Genomic DNA, 22200 nt, shown 5'->3' on the forward strand with positions numbered 1-22200 from the left:
AGAGGAGTGGCCCGTGCAGGTCGGTGTCGGACGAGAGCAGCGAGCCGGAGAACGCCGCGTCGCGGCCACACCGGAGACGGCCCGGCAGCTGACGGCGCTCGGGCTCCATCTCCTGGTCGAGAGCGGTGCCGGCACCGAAGCCGGCTTCGCCGACGCCGCATTCAAGGAGGCCGGCGCGACGGTCATCTCCGAGCTCCCGTTGGAGGCCCTGGACGTCCTGCTGCATGTCCGCCCGCTCACCCCGGAGGCCGCGGCCCGGCTGCGGCCTGGCACCGTCACCATCGGGCTGGCATCGCCGTCCTCGGAGCTGCCGACCGTCCGGACACTCGCCGCTGCCAGGATCACCTCGTTCGCCCTGGAGCTGCTTCCGCGGATCTCCCGGGCGCAGTCCATGGATGCGCTCAGCTCCCAGTCCCTGGTCACGGGCTACCGCGCCGTGCTGGAAGCCGCCGTCCGCTACCCGCGGTTCTTCCCGCTCTACATGACCGCCGCCGGTACCATCCCGCCGGCGAGGGTGCTCGTCCTTGGGGCCGGCGTCGCCGGGCTGCAGGCGATCGGCACGGCAAAGCGGCTCGGCGCCCGGGTCTCGGCCAACGACATCCGGGCCGCCTCCGCCGAGGAAGTCGCCTCGATGGGCGGCACGTTCATCAACCTTGACATCGATGCGGCGGCAGACGGAACCGGAGGCTACGCCCGTGCCCTCGGCGAGGACCGGGCGCAACGCCAACGCAGCCTCCTGGCCCCGCATGTCGCGGCGGCGGACGTCCTGATCACGACGGCCGCCATCCCCGGCCGGGCCGCTCCCTTGCTGGTGACCACCGCCATGGTGGCCGGCATGCGGGCAGGGTCTGTCGTCGTCGACCTCGCCGCGGAATCCGGAGGCAACGTCGAAGGCGTGATCGCCGGCCAGGACGTGCAGGTGCCGGTCGACGGCGGATCGGTCACGCTCGTGGGTTTGCAGGACGCGGCATCCGCCATGCCCTCGGACGCGTCCCGGCTTTTCGCCCGGAACGTCAGCAACTTCCTCGCGCTCATGACCGACTGCGGCTCGGTGGCCCCGGACTTCGACGACGACGTGGTCGCCGGAACGTGCCTGACCCACGGCGGCACGGTGCGGCACGCCCCCACCGCGGAAGCATTGGAAAGGGAGGCGTGATGGGCCCCGTCGTGTTGCTGACCGTGGTGGTGCTCGCGGTGTTCGTTGGCTTCGAAGTCGTCTCCAAGGTCACCAGCAAACTGCACACACCGCTCATGTCCGGCGCCAACGCCATCCACGGCATCATCCTGGTCGGCGCCATCATCGTGGCCGGACAGGCCAGTGACCCGTGGGTCCTCGGCATCGCGCTCCTGGCAGTCGTCCTGGCCACCGTCAACCTGGTGGGTGGCTTTGTGGTCACGGACCGGATGCTGGAGATGTTCAGCGCCCACAAACGGACACGCATCCCCGCCCCAAGCGGCGCCGCCACAGCTGGCGGAACCGCGGGCGAAGGACACCCCGGCGAGGGGAGCTCCGCCGACTCGGCGGGGGAGTCCAAATGAGCCTCCTGAGCCCCGAATGGACAGCCCTGCTCTACCTTGTGGCCGCCGTCTGCTTCATCCTGGCGCTCAAGGGCCTCAGCTCGCCACGAACTGCCCGCCGCGGCAACGCCATCGGCGCGGCCGGGGCGCTCCTCGCCGTCGTCACCGTCTTCCTCTCCGCGCGGCTGGAAAATGTTCCACTCATCCTCGCGGCCATCGCCGTGGGCTCCGCGATAGCCTTCCCCGTGGCGCGACGGGTGCAGATGACCCAGATGCCCCAACTCGTGGCGCTCTTCAACGGCGTCGGAGGCGGGGCCGCGGCGCTCGTCGCCGTACTGGAACTTGGCCACCAGGAAGATCCCTGGGTCCGCCTGGCCGTCGTCTTCACCATGCTGGTTGGCGCGGTGTCCTTCGCCGGCTCCGCGGTGACCGTGGGCAAGCTGCAGGAGCTCATCAGCACCCGTCCGCTGCTGTTTCCCGGCATGCCCTGGGTGATGGGGGCCGTCCTGCTGGGGGCGGTCATCTCAGGAGCTCTGGTGGTCCTGACCGGGTCGCTGGGCTGGTCGCTCGCATTGCTGGGCCTGGGCCTCGCCGCCGGGCTGCTCCTGGTGCTGCCCGTGGGCGGGGCGGACGTGCCGATCGTGATCTCCCTGCTCAATGCGTTCACGGGGCTGGCGGTGGCAGCGTCCGGCGTGGTCCTGGGCAATGTCCTGCTCCTGGTCGCCGGGACGCTCGTGGGCGCGAGCGGCACCATCCTGACCAAGGTCATGGCCTCGGCCATGGGGCGCGGAGTCGGCGGAATCATGTTCGGGGCGTTCAAGGGCGGCTCGACGGCGGGTTCGACCGCCCTGAGCGACCGGCCAGTGCGTTCCTCGTCCCCGGAGGACATTGCCGTCCAGCTCGGCTACGCCCAGCGGGTGGTGATCGTTCCCGGTTATGGGCTCGCCGTGGCCCAGGGCCAGCACACTGTGGCGGAGCTTGCCACGGCACTGGGCGCCCGCGGAGTGGACGTCGTGTTCGCCATCCATCCCGTGGCGGGACGCATGCCGGGCCACATGAACGTGCTGCTGGCAGAGGCCAACGTGCCGTACGAGTCACTGCGGGAGCTCGCGGAAGTCAATCCCGAATTCGCGACCACGGACATCGTTCTGGTAGTCGGGGCCAATGACGTCGTCAACCCGGCGGCCAAGTCCTCGCCGGGTTCGCCGATTTACGGGATGCCGATCCTGGAAGTGGTGCAGGCCCAGCAGGTCGTGTTCCTGAAGCGGTCTATGCGCCCGGGGTTTGCCGGCATCGAGAATGAGCTCCTGCACGATCCCAAGACCACGCTCCTGTTCGGGGACGCCAAGGATTCGCTGGCCAGGGTGCTCGGCGCAGTCAAGGCACTTTAGGCATCCTGCGCCCGGCGGCTCAGGGCATTTTCCGCTCCGGCTGACTGCGCAGGGGAGCACATGGCTCTGTGTGCTTGAGGTGGAGCTGGCTTCAAAACAGTGTGGGCTGGGCCGCGTCGGAACGGATGGCGCCGGCGTGGCGTGGGTTTGCGTGCCCCGCGGTGTCCGGGATGCTCCCGGCCGGGTACTGGGCTTCTTCCTCCCGGGCGTTGTCATGGTCGCTGCCCCCGTCCAGGTCCCGGTGGCTGAAGCCCTGCGAGCCGGAGAAGCCGTGCAGGTCCTTGAAATACCGGACCCGCCCTGCCAGCCAGGCGCGGTATTCCTTGGATGCGTACGACCCGCTGCCGTACAGGCGGCGGTACTTTCCCGCCAGGTGCGGATGTTCCCGGGCGATCCACTGCATGAACCATTCACGGGTGCCCGGCTTCAGGTACAGCGCACCGGCCGTGACCCCTGTGGCACCGGCCGCCGCGAGGGCCCCGAAGAGGGAGTCGAGGGCGTCGTCGCTGTCGGAGAGCCACGGCAGGATGGGCATGGCCATGACGCCGCAGGGCAGGCCCGCTTCCCGCAGACGGGAGATGAGCTTCAGCCGGGCACGTGGCCCAGGCGTGCCCGGTTCCACGGCTTCCGACAGCTGCTCGTTGGTCATGGCCAGCGAGATGCCCACGCCCACCGGCACCTGGGCCGCGGCATGCTTCAGCAGCGGGATGTCCCGGGCAAGGAGCGTGCCCTTGGTGAGGATGGACAGGGGAGTGCCGGAATCGGCGAGGGCACCGATGATGCCGGGCATGAGCTGGTAGCGGCCCTCGGCGCGCTGGTACGGGTCCGTGTTGGTGCCGAGGGCCACGTGCTCGTGCCGCCAGGAGGGCTTGGCCAGCTCCTTGCGCAGGATCTCGGCGGCGTTGATCTTGACTACCACCTGGCTGTCGAAGTCCAGTCCGGCGTCGAAGTCCAGATAGGTGTGGCTCTTGCGCGCGAAGCAGTAGACGCAGGCGTGGCTGCAGCCGCGGTAGGGGTTGACGGTCCAGTCGAACGGCATCCGCGAACCGGCGACCACCTTGTTGAGCACCGATTTGGCGGTGACCTCATGGAAGGTGACCCCGGCAAACTCCGGGGTGGAAACCGTCCGCACGAGTCCGGCCAGGGGCAGCAGGGCAGCCGTGGGCGAAGCGGCGGCCGGGGAATCGCCGCGCTCAAGTGCTTGTGCGTCCCATCTCATGCCTACATTCGAATATATGTTCGACTGAATGTCAAGGATGCTGACGGGCGAGGCGGCGGCCGGTTGCAGCATGGGGCGGCCTGCGCAGCTGCGGGATCGAGGCTTACGAAGCCAGCCGCTCACGGGCGTTGTGATCAGGGCCGGTTGGTTCAGTGGCGCGTTTGGTCTGGTTGACCTCGGCCCACACCGCATCGAGGGAGAGTCCGAGGACGCCGGCGATAGCGGCGATGGTCGGGAAGGCGGGGGTCGCTACGCGGCCCGTCTCGATCTTCCGGAGGGTTTCCGGTGAGACGCGTGCATCGAGCGCGATGTCGAGCATCGAACGTTCCCCCCTGGCGCGGCGCAACAGGGCGCCGAGGCGCTGTCCGCGCTCGATCTCTGCGAATGTGAGGGGCAACCTGACCATGGCTTCGATTATACCGGGATAATATGACCGGTATAGTTATTGGACGCGTGAGAAAGGCGCCGCATGATCGAGATCCTGAATCCCACCGAACTTGCCCGGGCCAAAGAAGCAGGCGCCCTTGTCGCTGACATCCTGCAGACGCTGAAGAACCGCAGCACGGTCGGCGCGAACCTCCTGGACCTCGACCGATGGGCGCAGGCCATGATCGCCGAGACTGGTGCGCAGTCCTGTTACGTCGACTACGAGCCGTCCTTCGGCCGCGGGCCGTTCGGACACTACATCTGCACGGCCGTCAACGATGCCGTGCTCCACGGACTCCCACGCGACTACACGCTGGCCGACGGCGACCTGCTGACACTCGACCTCGCCGTCTCCAAGCGGGGAGTCGCAGCAGACTCCGCCATCAGCTTCATCGTGGGCGGCTCAAAGCCCCCGGAAGGCGTCGCGATGATCAGCGCGACCGAGCGCGCGTTGAGCGCAGGGATAGCCGCTGCCCGGCCCGGAGCCAGGATCGGCGACATCTCCCATGCCATCGGCTCAGTCCTTGGCGAGGCGGGGTACCCGATCAACACCGAGTTCGGGGGCCATGGCATCGGATCGACCATGCACCAGGACCCGCACATTCCCAACACCGGACGGCCAGGCCGTGGCTACAAGCTGCGCCCCGGGCTGCTGCTCGCCCTGGAGCCATGGGTCATGGCCGACACCGCTGAACTCATCACCGACGCCGACGGGTGGACGCTCCGAAGTGCGACCGGCTGCCGGACTGCACACAGTGAGCACACGATCGCCATCACCAACGACGGGGCCGAAATCCTCACCCTGCCGACGCGGACAGACGCGTGAGGCCGGAGCGACACCTGCCCTGGCGGCCAAGTGTGGACGGGGCCGGGTTAAGGGTGCCGCGGGGGTGGCGCCTTGCCGGGCAGTGGGGCGGCGGATTGTTAGGCTGGGGCGATGATTCTCCTGACCGGGTTCGAGCCATTTGGCGGCGATACGGCCAATCCGTCGTGGGCAGCGGCCCGTTCGGCGGCACGGCTGCTCCAATCCGAAGGGCTGGATGTCCAGGCGGTGGAATTGCCATGCGTCTTCGGCGAGTCGGCCCAGGTGCTGGCGGAGGCCCTCGAGCGTTTCACGCCGGAGCTTGTGCTGTGCGCCGGCCAGGCCGGCGGGAGGGCGCGCATCTCGCTGGAACGGGTGGCCATCAATTGTGACGACGCCCGGATTCCGGACAATGCCGGCAATCAGCCCGTGGACGAACCCGTAGTCCCGGGCGGACCGGCAGCCTATTTCACGTCGCTGCCCGTCAAGGCGGCGCTCGCGGCGTTGACCGCAGAGCAGATCCCGGCCGAAGTGTCCCAAAGTGCCGGGACCTATGTCTGCAACCACGTCTTCTACACGCTCATGCACGCCCTGCGGCTACGTCCGGGCACCAGGGGAGGCTTTGTCCACGTCCCCTACCAGGACACGCAGCTTCCGGCCGGAAGCAGTGCCCCCTCGCTGCCGGCCGCCCAGATGGCGGCGGCGCTCGCCGTCGTCGTGCGCACTGCGCTGGCGACGACGGCGGATCTCAAGCTCCCTGCCGGCGCAACCCACTAGCCCAAACCGGTCATCCGCCGCCCGAGCCCGTGGCGGCCGCCGTCGGCGACGCGAAACAACTGCTTCCACAATTACTGGACAATCATTCCAGCAGTTCCCAGACGACGCCGATGGTGGCGGTGACGCCCGACTCACCGGCCTCGACGGTGAGTGAGGCCACCGCCGCTTCCCGCTGCATCTTCGCCACGGGGATCGGCGCCTGGAAGCCGGTGTGCTGGGTGAGGGACAGGACCCTGCCCAGCCCGGTTCCCGCGAGGGCGGCGTAATGCTCGGCAGTGGTGCGGGCGTCCTGCCAGGCGGCCTCCCGGGCCCGGGCCTCCACGGCCGAGGGGTCGGCGAAGCCGAGGGTCAGCCCGTTCAGCCGGACGGCGTCGCCGCCGGCAGCAACCGCCGCGGCAAGGATCTGCGAGGACGCGGACAACTCGCGGATCCTGACGGTGAGCGTGCTGGAGGCCAGATAGCCGGTCACGGTCTGGCCCCGGCCATCCTGCCAGTTCAGCTCGGCCCGGACGTTCAGCCCCGAGGTGGACAAGTCCGCGCTGTCCACGCCGTGCTGCCGGAGCTCCGACGTGATGGCGGCCGACCGTGTTCCGGCCTCGCCGTAGGCCTCGGCCACGGTCTCGCGGCGGCATTCAACGCCGATCGACACGGTCAGCAGGTCCGGCGCCGCCTCGGCGCTGCCGGTTCCTGCAACGGAGATGCTTCGGGGGTTGTCTGTCATGTCAGGCCTCGTAACGTTCGGGGGCGGTGCCCATTCTGCGGTGCGTGCGTGGTCTGGTTCCGGGCAGGCCGGGCCGGGGGTAGCCGCCCGCTTCCAGGCCGGCGTGCCGCTCGAAGATGTTGGCGCTGCCCGGGTTGCCCGTGCGCCAGAGGGACCAGCCGGCGGCCATGAAGTACAGCGGAAGGAAGGGCAGCCCGAGGCACCAGGCGTATTGGGTGCTGTGGCGCTCCTCGTGGCCCAGCAGCACTGGATTGGCGCGGGCGGATTCCGGTCCGGCCCGGAAGAGGATCACGTTGCCCACCGTGAAGGCCGCAGCAAACGGCAACCGCCAGCGGTAGCGGCCAGCGATCAGCAATCCGCGCGGACCGGAGCTGACGGTTGTCCGCGCACAGGCTGCCAGCAGCAGGCCCAGCAGGGTGGAGCCGTTGAGCAGGTTGGCGATCTGGCGAAGCCGTTGTCCGGGCGTCATGAGGCCATGGTAGCCGGGGGTGTGCCCGGCGGTCAGGGGTCCGCCGGGATGTCCCGTGCCCTTGGAATCCCGGCGTTGGCGTGCCCAGGTGCAGCCGGCACCGCTGCGTCACGTGCGGGGCGGCCGTGCCATGCCGCCGACGGCCGTCTACTAGACTGGGGACAGTGACCACAAGCCTTGCCGAGAACCTGCGCCGTGCCCTGTGCCCGGCGCACGCTGTTGGCATGATCCGACTCGTAGCTAAGAACAGTAGATGACTGAAACTTTGCCGGACGCAGCCGTCCCGAATCCTCTGGATGAAGCCGCTATTACCGCCGCCGTAGACCAGGCCGTTGCCGCCATCGCCGCCGCCGCGACCCTCGATGAACTCAAGGCCGTGCGCCTCGCCCACACGGGCGAGAAGTCCGCCCTGAGCCTCGCCAACCGTGAGATCGGCGCGCTGCCCAAGGACCAGAAGGCCGCCGCCGGCAAGCTCATGGGCGCCTCGAGGGGACGGGTCAACAAGGCGCTCGCGGACCGCACGGTCGCGCTCGAGGCCGAGAACGACGCGCGGATCCTCGTCGAAGAGACCGTGGATGTCACGGCAGCGCCGCGCCGGCGCACGGCCGGTGCACGGCACCCGCTGTCCACGCTGCAGGACCGCGTGGCGGACATCTTTGTCGGCATGGGTTGGGAAATCGCCGAAGGGCCCGAGGTCGAGTCCGAATGGTTTAACTTCGATGCCCTGAACTTCAAGCCGGACCACCCCGCCCGCGACATGCAGGACACGTTCTTCGTCGAGCCGCCCGAGGCCCACCTGCTCATGCGCACGCACACCTCGCCGGTGCAGGTCCGCTCCATGCTGGAACGGGAGCTGCCCATCTATGTGCTGTGCCCGGGCAAGGTGTTCCGCACGGACGAGCTCGACGCGACGCACACCCCCGTGTTCCACCAGTTCGAGGGCCTGGCCATCGACAAGAACCTGAGCATGGCGGACCTCCGCGGCACCCTGGAGCACTTCGCACGCCAGATGTTCGGCGCGGAAGCCCAGATCCGGCTGCGGCCCAACTACTTTCCGTTCACCGAGCCCTCCGCGGAGCTGGACATCTGGCACCCGGGCGCCAAGGGCGGCCCCAGCTGGATCGAGTGGGGCGGTTGCGGCATGGTCAACGCCAATGTCCTGCGCGCGGCCGGGATCGACCCGGACATCTATTCAGGCTTTGCCTTCGGCATGGGCATCGAACGCACCCTCATGTTCCGCAACGAGGTTGGCGACATGCGCGACATGATTGAAGGCGACGTACGTTTCAGCGAGCACTTCGGGATGGAGATCTAACAGTGCGTATCCCACTTTCATGGCTGCGCGAATTCGCGCAGGTACCGGCCGAAGCGACGGCCGAAGACGTCATGGCCGAGCTCGTCAAGGTCGGGCTCGAAGAAGAAGCAGTCCACCGGCCCACGGACGCCGTCCAGGGTCCGATCGTGGTGGGCCAGGTGCTCAGCATCGTCAAGGAACCCCAGTCCAACGGCAAGACCATCAACTGGTGCCAGGTCCGGGTTGTCCCCGAGGGCAGTGAGCAGACCCTGACGGGCGCCGGCATCGATCCCTCCGGCGTGCAGGGCATCATCTGCGGCGCCCACAACTTCGTCGAAGGCGACAAGGTGGTGGTCACCCTCCCGGGCGCCGTGCTGCCGGGCGACTTCCGGATCTCCGCGCGCAAGACCTACGGGCACCTCTCTGCCGGCATGATCGCCTCCGTCCGCGAACTCGGCATCGGGGAGGACCACGACGGCATCCTGGTGCTGTCCCGGATCGGCCTCGACCCGGAACTGGGCACCGACGCGATGGAACTGCTCGGCCTCTACGACCAGGCCGCCGAAATCAACGTCACCCCTGACCGCAGCTACTGCTTCTCCATCCGCGGTGCGGCCCGTGAATACGCGCACGCCACCGGCACCGTGTTCACGGACCCGGTCTCCAAGGTCCAGGTTCCGCAGTCGCTCTCCGGCGGCTATGGCGTCAAGCTCAACGACGACGCCCCCATCTACGGCAAGCCCGGCTGCGACCGTTTCGTGGCACGCACCGTGCGCGGTGTCGATGCCACCCGGCCCACCCCGCCGTGGATGACCTCCCGTCTCCGGCTCGCCGGCATTCGGTCCATCTCCCTGCCGGTGGACATCTCCAACTACGTCATGCTCGAGCTCGGGCAGCCGAACCACTGCTATGACCTGGACAAGCTGGCCGGCGACATCGTGGTCCGGCGGGCCACGGCGGGGGAGAAGATCACCACCCTGGACGACAAGGAGCGCACGCTCGACGTCGAGGATCTGCTGATCACGGACGAATCCGGGCCCATCGGAATCGCCGGTGTCATGGGCGGTGCCCACACCGAAGTCTCGGACACCACCACGAACGTCCTGGTCGAGGCCGCGCACTTCGACGAGGTCTCGATCGCCCGTGCCCGCCGCCGGCACAAGCTGCCCTCCGAGGCGTCCAAGCGCTTCGAACGCGGCGTGGACTGGCAGGTGGCCGACGTGGCCGCCCAGCGTGTGGTGGACCTGCTGGTCGAACTCGCCGGCGGAACGGCCGACGAGGCCGGGACCGACGTCGGGACCGCGCCGGACGCCGTCACCATCGAACTGCCGGCAGAGTACGCGGCAGCCCGGATCGGGATCGACTTCACCGAGGAACAGATCCTGACCTCGCTCGAGGACCTCGGCGCCGTCGTTGCCAAGACCGGCAACGGCTACACGGTGACCGCCCCGAGCTGGCGCCAGGACCTCGAGACCAAGGACGACCTCACCGAGGAAATCGCCCGGCTGGTCGGCTACGACAAGATCCCGGCGACCCTGCCTGTGGCGCCCCCGGGCCGTGGCCTGACCCGCGTCCAGCAGCAGCGCCGCCGCCTGATCCAGGCCCTCGCCGACGCCGGACTCACCGAGGTGCTGGCGTATCCGTTCGTCTCGAAGGCCGCCAATGACACCTTTGGCGTCCCCGCCGAAGGTGCGGAGCGCAAGGCCCTCAAGCTGGCCAACCCGATCAGCGAGGAGCACGGCTTCCTGCGGACCTCCGTCCTGCCGGGCCTGATCGAGGTTGCCAAGCGCAACCACTCCCGCGGCTTCCGCGACCTCGCCCTTTTCGAGGCCGGGCTCGTGTTCCTGCCGGGCGAGAAGCTTGGCACCTCCGCGATTCCGCCGCTCGGCGTCAAGCCCGGCGACGACGTGCTCGATGCCCTGTACGACGGCGTCCCGGACCAGCCGCTGCACCTCGCCGCCGTGCTCACGGGGCACGACTCTCCCGCTGCCCCGGGCCACGCCCCGCGGGCCTGGGACTGGGCGGACGCGGTGGACATCGCCCGGATCGCCGGCGACGTGATCGGCGTCGAGCTCCTGGTCACGCAGGGCCGGCATCAGGCCTTCCACCCGGGCCGGGCGGCGCAGCTTGAACTGCGCACCGGCGAAGTGGTGGGCTACGCCGGCGAGCTGCACCCGAAGCTGCTGGCGGCGCACGACATGCCGGCCCGTTCCGTGGCACTGGAACTGAACGCCGACGCCCTCTTCGAGGCAGCCGCCGACGTGATCGTGGCCCGGCACATCTCGACGTACCCGGTGGCCACGCAGGACGTGGCCCTGGTGGTGGCGCAGGACGTCCCGGCCGGGGAGGTGCTGGCTGCGCTGCGTGAAGGCGCCGGCGAACTGCTCGAGGACGTCGCGTTGTTCGATGTCTACGCGGGCAAGGGCATCGAAGAAGGAAAGAAGTCGCTGGCGTTCAGCCTGCGCTTCCGCGCCGACGACCGCACCCTGACGGCGGACGAGGCCTCGGAGGCCCGTGAAGGTGCCGTGGCCGCCGCCCACGAACGATTCGGAGCGGTGCAGCGCTGAGGACTGCGCTGGTCACAGCGCAGACGTTTCTGAAAGGGGCGGGTCATGGCATCACACCTTGTTGTGCGTGCCTGCCCGCCCTTTCGCGTTCCCGGCGACCCCCGTGTTCCCAGGGACCTGGGGGCGACAGTGGACGCGGCACCAGCCCTTTACCCGGAACCGGAGCTGGAACGCGACTCCCGCTCCCTGCTGGACGGGGCCGAACTCGTCCGGGCCCGGGCCATGACCCCGCGGACCCGGGAGGACTTCCTGCACGGGCGGCTCGCGCAGCGCCGGTTCGCCGCCGGCCTGCTCGGCGTTCCGGCGTCGGACCTCACCGCCTGGTACAGCTGCCCTCGGTGCGGCACCGGCGCGGACATCTCACACGGCCGGCCCGGCTACCTGCTCCGGGGCCTCGCGGCGCCGCTGCTGCTGAGCCTGTCCCGTGCGGCCGGCTGGACGCTTCTGGCCGGGGTCGTGGACCCGGACCCGGGCGAGCACCTGGGCATCGACGTCGAGAATCCTGCCCGGGCGGACTTCGACGGGTTCGACGACGTCGTGTTGACCCCGGCGGAACAACGGCACCTCGCCGGGCTGGCCGGCATCGCGCTGCTGCAGGGCAGGGCGCGCCTGTGGGCGCGCAAGGAGGCCTGGCTCAAAATGCTGGGCACCGGGCTGCAGACGGCCCCGGACACCCTGGACGTGCTGGCGCCAACAGTGAACGGCCGCGCAGGGCTCCGGGACCTGCCGCCGGCAGAGACGGGCCTGCCCGCTGACCTCGTGGCAGCCGTCGCCCTGGCGGTCCTTCCCTAGTCAGGGCTCCGGCCCCTGATCAGATCTTGGGCGGCGTTGCCTGCGGGAGCGGCGGCAGGGCGTCGGCGAACAGCCAGGGGTGCAACAGGGCCTCTGCGTCCAGGCCCGTCGTGTGGGCGGCCGCGACGATGAAGTCGGCGGTGGTCACGGTGCCGTGCCGGAAGCGGTCCGTCCAGTCGTGCAGCAGGGCGAAGAACGCCAGGTCGCCGCAGCGTACCCGCAGGGCGTGCAGCGCCAGGGCGCCGCGTTTGTAGACCCGGTCGTCAAACATCAGTTCGGGGCCGGGGTCGCCCACCATCAGGTCCTGCGGGGCAGCGGCGAGCTTGCGCCAGGCGGCGCGCGCGCGGGCCGCCGCCGACATGATGCCGGCCTCTTCAGACCAGATCCATTCCGCGTAGCAGGCAAAGCCCTCGTGCAGCCAGATGTCCTTCCAGGTCGCAGTAGTCAGGGAGTTCCCGAACCACTGGTGGGCGAGTTCGTGGGCGATCATCCGCTGTGATTCCCAGTCCTGCCGCAGATGGTTGGGCCCCAGGATGGACAGTGTCTGCGCTTCCAGCGGGATTTCCAGGACGTCGTCGGTGACCACCACCGTGTACTCCGGGAACGGGTACGGCCCAAAGCAGTTCGTGAAGGTCCGCATCATGTCGGGCTGGCGGGCCAGGGCGGCCCGGGCGCCCGCCTGCAGCGACGCCGGCACGGCCACATACTGCGGAACGTGCCCTGAGGGCCGGTCGGCATTGAGCGTCAGGAGCCCGTAGCGGCCGATCTGGACCGTGGCCAGGTAGGTGGCCATGGGTTCGGCCTGCTCAAAGACCCAGGTCTCGCGGCTGGCCCTGCTGGTGCGGGAGAGCAGCACCCCGTTGCACACGGCCCGGTAGTTCGCGTCGGTGGTCACGGTGATGAGGTAACTCGCTTTGTCCCGCGGGTGGTCATTGCACGGAAACCAGGAGGCTGCCCCGTTGGGCTGCCCGGCGACCAGCACCCCATCGGAGAGCTCCTCCCAGCCCACTTCGCCCCACACACCGCGGCGCGGCGCGGGGTACCCCTCATAGCGGATGTCCAGCGTGAAGGCCTCGGTGGCGAGCAGCGGGTTGTCGGGGTAGACAACGAGCTGCTCGGCCCGCTGCGTGAACCGGCGTACCCTGCGCCCGTTGAGCTGGATCTTCGTGGCCCGCAAGCCGGCCAGGTCCAGGACGATCGCCGACGTCGGGAGCTGCGTGATGGCGTGCAGGACGGCGTGCCCGGCAAGGCGGTTGCTGCTGACCCGGTAGTCCAGATCGAGTTCATACCGGGTGACGCGGTAGGCATTGGTCCCGTGGCCGGGCATATAGGGGTCCGGGGCGCCGGCCTCCGGGCTCGTGGCCCGGCTGATTTCGCGGCTGATTTCCCCGCTGATGTCCCCGCGGGCGGCGGCGCCGCTGCTGCTTGGTGCGCTGGTGCTCAATGGACGGACCTTCGGTTGTGGTGCTGGTTGACGTGCGCAGGCGCCGGGCCTAACGGGGCCCTGCGGGCGGTGCCGGCCCGTCCCAGGGGCTGACCGGATTGCCCATCCAGTACGTCCCGGCAGGGACGGTTTCGCCCCGCATGACGAGGGATGCCGGCCCCACCGTGCCGCCGCTGCCGATCCTGGCCTGCGGCAGGATGACGCCGTGCGGGCCCATGGTGGCTCCGTCATCGAGCGTAACAGTGTCGATGCTCATGACACGGTCATGGAACAGATGGGTCTGGACCACGCACCCGCGGTTGACGGTCGAATTCCTGCCAAGGGTGACAAGGTCCGCCTCCGGCAGCCAGTAGCTTTCGCACCAGGTCCCGGCACCGATTTTCGCGCCGAGTGCCCGCAGCCACCACACCAGAGCCGGCGTCCCCGTGGCAGCGCGCGCGAACCACGGGGCGCTGACCATCTCAATGAACGTGTCCACTACCTCGTTCCGCCAAATGAAGGAACTCCACAGCGGGTGCTCGCCGGGGCGGATGCGGCCCACCAGCAGCCACTTGGCCACGACAGCACTGCCCGCGGCCGTGGCCCCGGCGAGCAGGATCACCACCCCGCTCAGGAGAGCGGCGACTCCGTAGTTGAAGAGGGCCGCCATCGCGTCGAACGCGAGCATCACACCGACGGCGATGACGACCGTCAGCATGACCGGGACGAACCGGCACAGCTCCCACAGGGCCCGCGCGACCTTCAGCCTCCGCGGCGGCTGGTAGGTCCGCGTGTCGTCCGAGGCGATGGCGGTGCGCCGCAGCCGCACCGGCGGGCTGCCGAGCCACGATGTGCCGGACTTCGCCTTGGCCGGCGTCGCGGACAACACCGCCACGAGGGAGTTCTTGGGCACGCTGCGCCCGGCCGCCGTCATGCCCGAGTTGCCCAGGAAAGACCGCTTGCCGATCTTGGCCGGTGCTATGTGCATCCAGCCGCCGTCGAGTTCGTAGGACGCCACCATCGTGTCGTCGGCCAGGAACGCGCCCTCGCCCACGGTGGTCATGCGCGGGATCAGCAGCACTGTCGAGGCCTCCACGTTGCGGCCGACCTTCGCACCGAGAAGCCGCAGCCAGACCGGCGTAAAGAGGCTGGCGTAGATCGGGAACAGCAGATCCCGGGCCAGATCCAGTACCCGCTCGGTCGCCCAGACCTGCCACCCGATCCGGCTCCGGACCCGGTAGTAGCCTTCAGCGAGGCCGACGCTGAGGAGCCTCGTCGTGGCCAGGATCAGCAGCAGGTTGGTCAGGAACCATGCCAGCGCCGCCAGCGGGATCGACAGCGCTATGCCGGGCAGGGCCGCGGGCAGTGAGGAGCTGCCCTGGATGAACGCGAAGATCACCAAGCCCGCGACGGCGGCGGAGACGTAGGGGATGAGCGCCAGCATGGCGGAGGCGGCGGCGAAACCGGCGAACCACAACCGGCCCATCAGCCGGTGCTCGTCCGGGGAGTCCGGCCACGAGTGCCGGGCCTTGCCACGGCGCTCGGCCGGCGACCCGGCCACGAGCTGTCCCGCCTTGACCTTGCCGATCACAGCGGAACCCGGCTCCACCTGCGCCCCGGCACCCACCGTGGCTCCCGGCATCAGCGTGCTGCGGGCCCCCACGCTTGCGCCGGGGCCAATCCGGATGGCGCCGATGTGGACACGGTCGCCGTCGATCCACCAGCCGGACAGATCGACTTCGGGCTCGATATTGGACCCTGTGCCGAGGGTCAGCATCCCGGTGACGGGCGGCAGCGAGTGCAGCTGGACGTTCTCGCCGATCTTCGCCCCGAGCGCTTTCGCGTAGTAGGGCACCCAGGGCGCGCTGGCGAGGCTGATGGCGCCGGCCAGGTCCTGGATCTGTTCCGCGAGCCAGAGCCGGAGGTGCACCCGCCCGGACCGGGGATAGGTGCCAGGCACCACGTTGCGCAGCAGGATGCGGGCGGCGGCGACGGAGAGCAGCATCCGCCCGGCGGGACTGACGAAGACCAGCCAGGAAGCTCCCACCCACCACCATGAGATCGTTGGCGCTGCGCTGAATCCGGCGAAGGCGGCCAGCAGGTTGTTGGCTGCCATCAGGTAGGTCAGCCAGCGCATGCCAACCAGGATGTGCAAGGGAACGCCCAGGAGCGTCTGGAAGGCCTGTGACTTCCGCGCGGTGGGCCGGACGGTGCGCTCCTGGGCGGCGACGGCACCACCCTCCGGCAGCGACTGCCGGGCCTCGTCCACCAGGGCGCCCACCCGGGGTGTCGCGTAGATATCGGCCACCGTGATGGTGGGATAGCGGACGCGGAGGGCGGACACGAGCTGCGCGGCGGCCAGCGAGCCGCCGCCGTAGGCGAAGAAGTCGGCATCGAGGCTGGTGACCGGGCTTCCCAGCACGGCGCTCCACTGCTCCACGATCCACTGCGCGTCCTCCGGCAGGTTCAGCGGGGCACCTTCGGCCTCCGCCGCTCCGGTTCCACTGAGCGGCCAGGGCAGGGCGTGGCGGTCCACTTTGCCGCTGGTCTTGGTCGGCAGCGAATCGACGAGCGTCAGCAGCGGAATGAGGGGCGCGGGCAGGCGTTCGCCCAGCAGTTCACGGGCGGCCGCGAGGTCGATGTCCCGGCCCGCGACGGCGGCAAGGTAGCCGACCAGGATCTGGTTGCCGGCCGCGGTGGTCTGCACGGCGGCCGCGGCGCCGGCGATATCCGGCAGGGACTGCAGGGCGGCGTCGATTTCGCCGAGCTCGATCCTGCGGCCGCCGAGCTTGACCTGCTCATCGGCGCGGCCCTGGAAAATGAGGCCTTCTGCTTCGTACCTGACGAGGTCGCCGGAGCGGTAGGCGCGCGGCCAGCCCAGGGACGGCATGGGGGCATACTTTTCCGCGTCCTTGACCGGGTCAAGGTACCGGGCCAGCCCCACGCCGCCGATGATCAGTTCGCCCACCGCGCCTTCGGCGACGGGCAGCGAATCGGCGTCGACGACGGCGAGGTCCCAGCCGTCCAGCGGCAGGCCGATCCGGATGGGGCCGGGCGCGCCGAGCTGCGCGGCGCACGCGACCACGGTAGCCTCGGTGGGCCCGTAGGTGTTCCATACTTCGCGTCCTTCGACGGCGAGCCGTTCGGCAAGGTCGGGCGGGCACGCCTCCCCGCCGAAGATCAGCAGCCGGACACTTTCCAGCGACTCCACGGGCCAGAGAGCGGCCAGTGTGGGGACAGTGGAGACCACGGTGATGCCGTGGCTGATGAGCCAGGGGCCGAGGTCCATCCCGGTCCGTACCAGCGCCCGGGGTGCCGGAACCAGGCAGGCGCCGTGGCGCCACGCGAGCCACATTTCCTCGCAGGAGGCATCGAAGGCAACGGACAGGCCGGCCAGCACCCGGTCCTGCGGGCCCACCGGATCGGCCTGCAGGAAGATGCGGGCCTCGGCGTCCACGAACGCGGCGGCCGAGCGGTGCCGGACCGCGACGCCCTTGGGGGTGCCGGTGGAGCCGGAGGTGAAAATGACCCACGCGTCGTCGTCGGGGCCCGGCGGCCTCGCGGCGGGGAACGGGCGGGGGCGGTTGCTGTCCGTGACAATCTTCCCGCCGGCGCGGAGGATGCCGGCCACCCTCGCCTCCCCGAAGACCAGTTTGGCCCGTTCGTCGGGATCGTCGGCGTCTACGGGGACATAGGCCGCACCGACCAGCAGCACCGCCAGGATCGAGACGTAGAGTTCGTTGGTGCCCGACGGGATCCGGACGCCGATCTTGTCGCCGGCACCCAGCCCGGCGAGGTGCAGTTTCCGGGCGGTGGCCCGGACCTCGTCCATGAGCTGGGCGTAACTGAGCGAACGGTGGCCGTCGTCGAGCGCCGAAGCGTCCGGGTACCGGGCGGCAGTATCCCGGACGATGTCTATCAGCGTGCGCTCCGGCGGGGCGGAGAGGGCGCCCGGCAGCTGGGGCTCGTGGACGGTGGGACGGGGAGCGGGAAGACTCTGCACCGCACCGGCGTCGGGGGCTTCACTGGGGGTCAGTCGTTGCTCGGTCACTGGCGCATTGTCCCTGCAGGAGATGAACGGATGGTGTTGCCGTACGGCTTGGGGGACCGTGCAGCTTAGGGGACGAGGATGACTTTGCCGGTGGTGCGGCGCTGTTCAAGGTCCTCGTGGGCACGGGCTGCCTCGCCGAGAGGATAGCGTGCGCCGATCCTGACCTTGAGGCTGCCGTCGGCAGCGGCGGCAAAGACTTCGTCGGAGCGCCAGCGGCGTTCCCGGGCGTCGCGCAGGTAATGGCCCATAGTGGGCCGCGTGAGGTACAGCGAGCCGCCGGCGTTGAGCCGCTGCGGGTCGAACGGCGGGACCGGGCCGGACGCTGCGCCGAAGAGCACCAGCATGCCCCGGATGCGCAGGGACGCCAGGGAGGCGTCGAAAGTGTCTTTCCCGACGCCGTCGTACACCACATCCGCGCCCGTGCCGTTGGTCAGATCCCGGACCCGGTCGGCCAAACCGTCGTAGCGCAGCACGTGGTCGGCGCCGGCTTCGCGGGCCAGCTGCTCTTTCGCGTCAGTCGAAACGGTGGTGATGACGTTGGCGCCCCTGGCCTTGAGCAACTGGATCATCAGGAGCCCCACACCGCCGGCGCCGGCGTGAAGCAGCACGGTGTGGCCGGACTCGACCTTGAAGGTGGAGTTGATCAGGTAGTGGGCCGTCACGCCCTGCAACGGCAGCGCCGCGGCGGTGAAATCATCCAGACCGTCGGGAACCGGGAGGGCCTTGTCCTCATCGACAAGTGCGTAGCCGGCGTAGCAGTCAGCGCCCTCGGCCGTGGCCACCCGGTCACCGGGAGCAAACCCGGTGACGGCGTCGCCGACCTCCTCCACGGTGCCCGCGGCCTCGGAGCCGGGCGTGAAGGGGTAGCTGACCTTGTAGACGCCGCTGCGCTTGTAGGTGTCAATGAAGTTCACGCCCGCGGCCGCGACCTTGACCAGCAGCTGGCCAGGCCCGGGAACGGGCCGGGCTGTCTTGTCGAGTTCGAGGACCTCGGGGCCGCCGGCCTGGCGGGCGACGATTGCGTGCATCATGTGGCTCCTTTTCCGGGCGGGGAATTCTGTCCCGGTCCCTGGGTCCATCCTAGGGACACCGGGGGTAACCATGAAGGGGCCTTCCGTAACCAGCCGTCACGTGATGTTTGGGCCGACGTTGCCAGGAGGTGGCAGGTCCTGCGCGGCCGCCGGCGGTCCGTCCTTTAGTAGCGGCGGGTTACCGTTGCCATCGGGCATTCGAAGTGGCGGCCGGCGGCGAGTCCGACGTCGTTGAGGTAGCGGACAATGATGGCGTACGACTGCATCAGCGTGGTTTCCGTGTACGGGACCTGGTGCCTGGCGCAGTACTCGCGGACGATCTTGGCGGCCTGGTGCAGCTGCGGGCGGGCCATGTCCGGGAAGAGGTGGTGTTCGGCCTGGCGGTTGAGGCCGCCGAGCAGGATGTCCATGAAGCGGCCGCCCGAGATGTTCCGGGACGTCAGGACCTGGCGGCTGAAGAAGTCCACCCGGCTGTCGGCCGGCAGCACCGGCATGCCCTTGTGGTTCGGCGCGAAGGACGCGCCCATGTAGAAGCCGAACACGGCCAGTTGGACGCCGATGAAGGCGAACGCCATGCCCAGCGGCAGGAAGGTGAACGCGAGGACCGGCAGGAGGCTGAGCCGGACCGCGAGGATCGGGATTTCGACCCAGCGGTGCGTGACCTTGGCCCGGCGGACGATGAATTTCACGGAATCGATCTGCAGTCCCAGGCCCACCAGGAACAGGAGCGGGAAGAAGAACCAGCCCTGCTTGCGGGTCAGGAACGCGAGGCGTCCCTGGCGGTCGGCTACGGCTTCGGGGTGGAAGGCGATGGGGCCGGGCGCGATGTCCGGGTCCTTGGAGATGACGTTCGGGTGGTTGTGGTGCGCGCCGTGCTTCTGCTCCCACCAGGAGTAGCTGATCCCGGCCACGGAGGTGGCGAGCAGGCGTGCTGCCCAGTCGTTGGCACGGCGGGACGCGAAGATCTGCCGGTGCCCGGCCTCGTGGGCCAGGAAACTCAACTGCGTGCAGATGATGCCCAGGGCGGCGGCGATCAGGAGCTGGAACCAGCTGTCACCGATCAGCGCGAACCCGAACCAGGTGGCGGCCATCAGGAGCACCAGGCTGGCGAACACCGTGATGTAGAATCCGACGCGCCGTTCGAGGAGGCCGGCCGTCTTCACACTCTTGAGGAGTTCCGAGTAGCTCAGGACGACGGCGTTGGGCTGCCGGACCCGCGATGGCGGCCGCGCCGGCGTTTCGGCGGGAAGGGTGGAAGTGGCGGTCATAGGGCGCTTGCCTCGTCACGGTTACGGGCAACGCTGCAGCTGACATTCGCAGCTGCACGGTCTGGATCACCCTTTACCAAGCATACGCCCCGGGTTTCCGCGGCGGGCCGTTCGGGAGCTTTGGACACACGCCCATCGATGCATAAATATCGGCATCTATGCATACTCTTGCTGTATAGTCGTGCTTATGACTATTTCTGTTGCCGTTTCCGGGGCTAGCGGCTATGCCGGCGGCGAGGTCCTGCGGCTCCTCGCCGGTCATCCCGACGTCACCATCGGCGCCATCACGGCCCACAGCAACGCCGGTTCCAGACTAGGGGAATTGCAGCCGCATCTCCATGGCCTCACGGACCGGATTCTCGAAGACACCACCGTGGATAACCTGGCCGGGCACGACGTCGTTTTCCTGGCGCTTCCGCACGGGGCATCCGCGGAGATCGCGGCGCAGCTGCCCGCCGGGACCCTGGTCATCGACGCCGGCGCGGACCACCGCCTCGAGGACCCGGCGGCCTGGGAGAAGTTCTACGGGTCGGCCCACGCCGGAACCTGGCCCTACGGCCTCCCGGAACTGCCCGGCCAGCGCGATGCCCTCCGCGACGCCACCCGGATCGCCGTCCCCGGCTGCTACCCGACCTCGGCCCTGCTGGCCCTCACTCCCGGCTTCAGCAACCAGTTGCTGGAGGGCGACGACGTCGTGATCGTCTCCGCCTCCGGCACCTCAGGGGCCGGCAAAGCTGCCAAGGTCAACCTGATCGGCGCCGAAGTCATGGGCTCCATGAGCCCCTACGGGGTCGGCGGGGGACACCGGCACACCCCCGAGATCGAACAGGGACTCTCGAAAGCGCTGGGGGCCCCGGTCACCGTCTCCTTCACGCCCACGCTGGCGCCGATGAGCCGCGGCATCCTCACCACGGCGACCGCCAGGGTGCGGCAGCAGCCAGGCCGCAGAGTCACTGCCGCAGACCTGCGTGCCGCCTGGGCCGAAGCCTACGACGACGAACCGTTCGTGCACCTGCTCCCCGAGGGGCAGTGGCCCTCCACGAAATCGGTCCAGGGATCTAACCACACGGTCATGCAGCTCGCCTTCGATGAGCACACCGGCCGCGTGATCGTGTGCTGCGCCATCGACAACCTCACCAAGGGGACCGCCGGCGGGGCCGTGCAGTCCATGAACCTAGCCCTCGGCCTGGCGGAAACCGCCGGCCTCAACCTCCAGGGAGTCGCACCGTGAGCATCACCGCACCGCAGGGATTCCGCGCCGCCGGCGTGACGGCCGGGCTCAAGGCTTCCGGCAAGCCGGATGTGGCCCTCGTGGTCAACGACGGCCCGTCCAAGGCCGCCGCGGCGGTCTTCACGTCCAACCGCGTCGCCGCGGCCCCCGTCCACTGGTCCCGCGAAGTGGTCAAGGACGGCCGCGTGGATGCCGTGATCCTCAACTCCGGCGGCGCCAACGCCTGCACCGGGCCCCAGGGGTTCCAGAACACGCACACCACCGCGGAGAAGACCGCCGAGGCCCTCGGCGTCTCTGCCACCGACGTCGTGGTCTGCTCCACCGGACTGATTGGCGAGCAGCTCCCCATGGAGAAAATCCTGGCCGGGATCGGTTCCGCCACCGCAGCCCTGGCCGCGGACGGCGGCCCCGCGGCGGCCACCGCGATCATGACCACGGATTCGGTGTCCAAGCAGTCCGTCTTCACCGGCACGGCCGCGGACGGCACGCAGTTCACCATCGGCGGCATGGCCAAGGGCGCCGGCATGCTGGCCCCGGGCCTGGCCACCATGCTGGTGGTCCTCACCACGGACGCCGACGTCCCGCCGGACGTGCTCGACGCCGAACTCCGCAACGCCACGCGGCTCACCTTCGACCGGGCGGACTCGGACGGCTGCATGTCCACCAACGACACCGTGGTGCTGCTCGCCTCCGGCGCCTCCGGTGCCGCGCCGTCCGCCGCCGACTTCGGCGCCGGCCTGACCCAGGTCTGCGCCGAGCTGGCCCGGAAACTGATCGGCGACGCCGAGGGCGCCAGCCACGACATCGCGATCCGGACGTTCAACGCCGCGAGCGAGCGGGACGCCGAAATCGTCAGCCGCGCCGTCGCCCGCTCCAACCTGTTCAAGACCGCGATCTTCGGCAAGGACCCCAACTGGGGCCGCGTGCTGTCCGCCGTCGGCACCACCGACGCGGCCTTCGAACCGGACCGGCTGAACGTGTCCATGAACGGTGTGCAGATCTGCCGCAACGGCAGCATAGGCGATGACCGGAACCTCGTGGACCTCGAACCGCGCGAGGTCCTGGTCGAAATCGACCTGCAGGCCGGTACGGCCGAGGCCACGATCCTCACCAACGACCTCACCCACGACTACGTCCACGAAAACAGCGCCTACTCCAGCTGACCTCCCCGGAGGGATGAACAGCAGGGATGAACAGTAGGGATGAACAGCAGGGATGAA

Annotated in this window: 18 protein-coding genes; 10 read left to right on the forward strand and 8 right to left on the reverse strand. The window is 69.3% G+C overall.

Annotation, left to right across the window (positions count from 1 at the left end; all coding sequences use genetic code 11):
* Positions 1–13: 13 nt before the first annotated feature.
* The 3 genes from AC1DFR_RS04465 to AC1DFR_RS04475 are packed head-to-tail and all read left to right on the forward strand — an operon-like array spanning position 14 to position 2909.
* Positions 14–1156 (forward strand): Re/Si-specific NAD(P)(+) transhydrogenase subunit alpha, encoded by a 1143-nt coding sequence (locus AC1DFR_RS04465; protein WP_476872809.1) that lies wholly within the window; start codon positions 14–16, stop codon positions 1154–1156.
* Positions 1156–1539 carry an NAD(P) transhydrogenase subunit alpha part 2 gene (locus AC1DFR_RS04470; RefSeq protein WP_476872810.1) on the forward strand — a complete coding sequence of 128 codons (384 nt, stop codon included), beginning with the start codon at positions 1156–1158 and terminating at the stop codon, positions 1537–1539. Before AC1DFR_RS04465 ends, AC1DFR_RS04470 begins: the two co-directional genes overlap by 1 nt.
* On the forward strand, positions 1536–2909 hold the full coding sequence (locus AC1DFR_RS04475; protein WP_223917215.1) for an NAD(P)(+) transhydrogenase (Re/Si-specific) subunit beta: 1374 nt from the start codon (positions 1536–1538) through the stop codon (positions 2907–2909). Before AC1DFR_RS04470 ends, AC1DFR_RS04475 begins: the two co-directional genes overlap by 4 nt.
* A gap of 91 nt (positions 2910–3000) precedes the next feature.
* Here AC1DFR_RS04475 and AC1DFR_RS04480 read toward each other — a convergent pair whose 3' ends face one another.
* The gene (locus AC1DFR_RS04480) at positions 3001–4128 is read right to left on the reverse strand and encodes an Rv2578c family radical SAM protein (RefSeq protein ID WP_476872811.1); all 1128 of its coding nucleotides are present in this window, start codon (positions 4126–4128) and stop codon (positions 3001–3003) included.
* 103 nt (positions 4129–4231) lie between these two features.
* A complete protein-coding gene (locus tag AC1DFR_RS04485) occupies positions 4232–4534 on the reverse strand; it encodes a helix-turn-helix domain-containing protein (RefSeq protein ID WP_028277253.1) in 303 nt (100 codons plus the stop codon).
* A gap of 63 nt (positions 4535–4597) precedes the next feature.
* Between AC1DFR_RS04485 and map the strand changes: the two genes are divergently transcribed.
* Positions 4598–5380, forward strand: coding sequence for a type I methionyl aminopeptidase (gene map, locus AC1DFR_RS04490; RefSeq protein WP_476872812.1), 783 nt, complete (start codon positions 4598–4600; stop codon positions 5378–5380).
* Between the two features lie 111 nt (positions 5381–5491).
* Complete coding sequence (gene pcp / locus AC1DFR_RS04495) at positions 5492–6133, forward strand: pyroglutamyl-peptidase I (RefSeq protein WP_476872813.1); 642 nt, start codon at positions 5492–5494, stop codon at positions 6131–6133.
* A gap of 82 nt (positions 6134–6215) precedes the next feature.
* Here the strand turns inward: pcp and AC1DFR_RS04500 are convergent, their stop codons facing one another.
* Positions 6216–6854: an SIMPL domain-containing protein gene (locus tag AC1DFR_RS04500; protein WP_476872814.1), complete on the reverse strand. Its 639-nt coding sequence runs from the start codon at positions 6852–6854 to the stop codon at positions 6216–6218.
* A gap of 1 nt (position 6855) precedes the next feature.
* Complete coding sequence (locus AC1DFR_RS04505) at positions 6856–7323, reverse strand: hypothetical protein (RefSeq protein WP_476872815.1); 468 nt, start codon at positions 7321–7323, stop codon at positions 6856–6858.
* Positions 7324–7576: 253 nt separating this feature from the next.
* On the opposite strand from AC1DFR_RS04505, the gene pheS reads away from it, so the two are divergent.
* Genes pheS through AC1DFR_RS04520 form a run of 3 tightly spaced genes read left to right on the forward strand, consistent with a single transcriptional unit; the run spans position 7577 to position 11976 of the window.
* A complete protein-coding gene (gene pheS / locus AC1DFR_RS04510; protein ID WP_028277258.1) occupies positions 7577–8638 on the forward strand; it encodes a phenylalanine--tRNA ligase subunit alpha in 1062 nt (353 codons plus the stop codon).
* A gap of 2 nt (positions 8639–8640) precedes the next feature.
* Entirely contained in the window at positions 8641–11184 is a 2544-nt protein-coding gene (pheT, locus tag AC1DFR_RS04515; protein ID WP_476856413.1) for a phenylalanine--tRNA ligase subunit beta, read from the forward strand.
* A 45-nt stretch (positions 11185–11229) separates the two neighbouring features.
* Positions 11230–11976 carry a 4'-phosphopantetheinyl transferase family protein gene (locus AC1DFR_RS04520; protein WP_476872816.1) on the forward strand — a complete coding sequence of 249 codons (747 nt, stop codon included), beginning with the start codon at positions 11230–11232 and terminating at the stop codon, positions 11974–11976.
* A 19-nt stretch (positions 11977–11995) separates the two neighbouring features.
* On the opposite strand, the gene AC1DFR_RS04525 is transcribed toward AC1DFR_RS04520, so the two are convergent.
* From AC1DFR_RS04525 to AC1DFR_RS04540, 4 genes are all read right to left on the reverse strand, one after another.
* The gene (locus AC1DFR_RS04525; protein ID WP_476872004.1) at positions 11996–13420 is read right to left on the reverse strand and encodes a M1 family metallopeptidase; all 1425 of its coding nucleotides are present in this window, start codon (positions 13418–13420) and stop codon (positions 11996–11998) included.
* A gap of 49 nt (positions 13421–13469) precedes the next feature.
* Positions 13470–17402 carry a Pls/PosA family non-ribosomal peptide synthetase gene (locus AC1DFR_RS04530; RefSeq protein WP_476872831.1) on the reverse strand — a complete coding sequence of 1311 codons (3933 nt, stop codon included), beginning with the start codon at positions 17400–17402 and terminating at the stop codon, positions 13470–13472.
* A gap of 113 nt (positions 17403–17515) precedes the next feature.
* The gene (locus AC1DFR_RS04535) at positions 17516–18481 is read right to left on the reverse strand and encodes a quinone oxidoreductase family protein (protein WP_476849474.1); all 966 of its coding nucleotides are present in this window, start codon (positions 18479–18481) and stop codon (positions 17516–17518) included.
* Positions 18482–18645: 164 nt separating this feature from the next.
* Positions 18646–19749: a fatty acid desaturase family protein gene (locus tag AC1DFR_RS04540; protein WP_476872003.1), complete on the reverse strand. Its 1104-nt coding sequence runs from the start codon at positions 19747–19749 to the stop codon at positions 18646–18648.
* A gap of 187 nt (positions 19750–19936) precedes the next feature.
* Between AC1DFR_RS04540 and argC the strand changes: the two genes are divergently transcribed.
* Together argC and argJ are read left to right on the forward strand one after the other, a co-directional pair.
* A complete protein-coding gene (gene argC / locus AC1DFR_RS04545) occupies positions 19937–20980 on the forward strand; it encodes an N-acetyl-gamma-glutamyl-phosphate reductase (protein ID WP_476872002.1) in 1044 nt (347 codons plus the stop codon).
* Positions 20977–22143 carry a bifunctional glutamate N-acetyltransferase/amino-acid acetyltransferase ArgJ gene (gene argJ, locus AC1DFR_RS04550; protein WP_476872001.1) on the forward strand — a complete coding sequence of 389 codons (1167 nt, stop codon included), beginning with the start codon at positions 20977–20979 and terminating at the stop codon, positions 22141–22143. Before argC ends, argJ begins: the two co-directional genes overlap by 4 nt.
* Positions 22144–22200 lie beyond the last annotated feature (57 nt).

The organism is Arthrobacter sp. 05T410 (genome assembly GCF_056396505.1).

What these genes read in the sequence shown, in the direction of transcription:
- map (WP_476872812.1), top strand. Translation starts at nt 4,598, where the DNA reads ATGATCGAGATCCTGAATCCCACCGAACTTGCCCGGGCCAAAGAAGCA.
- AC1DFR_RS04475 (WP_223917215.1), top strand. Translation starts at nt 1,536, where the DNA reads ATGAGCCTCCTGAGCCCCGAATGGACAGCCCTGCTCTACCTTGTGGCC.
- pheS (WP_028277258.1), top strand. Translation starts at nt 7,577, where the DNA reads ATGACTGAAACTTTGCCGGACGCAGCCGTCCCGAATCCTCTGGATGAA.
- AC1DFR_RS04505 (WP_476872815.1), bottom strand. Translation starts at nt 7,323, where the DNA reads ATGACGCCCGGACAACGGCTTCGCCAGATCGCCAACCTGCTCAACGGC.
- AC1DFR_RS04540 (WP_476872003.1), bottom strand. Translation starts at nt 19,749, where the DNA reads ATGACCGCCACTTCCACCCTTCCCGCCGAAACGCCGGCGCGGCCGCCA.
- argC (WP_476872002.1), top strand. Translation starts at nt 19,937, where the DNA reads ATGACTATTTCTGTTGCCGTTTCCGGGGCTAGCGGCTATGCCGGCGGC.
- AC1DFR_RS04485 (WP_028277253.1), bottom strand. Translation starts at nt 4,534, where the DNA reads ATGGTCAGGTTGCCCCTCACATTCGCAGAGATCGAGCGCGGACAGCGC.
- AC1DFR_RS04470 (WP_476872810.1), top strand. Translation starts at nt 1,156, where the DNA reads ATGGGCCCCGTCGTGTTGCTGACCGTGGTGGTGCTCGCGGTGTTCGTT.
- AC1DFR_RS04520 (WP_476872816.1), top strand. Translation starts at nt 11,230, where the DNA reads ATGGCATCACACCTTGTTGTGCGTGCCTGCCCGCCCTTTCGCGTTCCC.
- AC1DFR_RS04500 (WP_476872814.1), bottom strand. Translation starts at nt 6,854, where the DNA reads ATGACAGACAACCCCCGAAGCATCTCCGTTGCAGGAACCGGCAGCGCC.
- AC1DFR_RS04480 (WP_476872811.1), bottom strand. Translation starts at nt 4,128, where the DNA reads ATGAGATGGGACGCACAAGCACTTGAGCGCGGCGATTCCCCGGCCGCC.
- AC1DFR_RS04535 (WP_476849474.1), bottom strand. Translation starts at nt 18,481, where the DNA reads ATGATGCACGCAATCGTCGCCCGCCAGGCCGGCGGCCCCGAGGTCCTC.
- pcp (WP_476872813.1), top strand. Translation starts at nt 5,492, where the DNA reads ATGATTCTCCTGACCGGGTTCGAGCCATTTGGCGGCGATACGGCCAAT.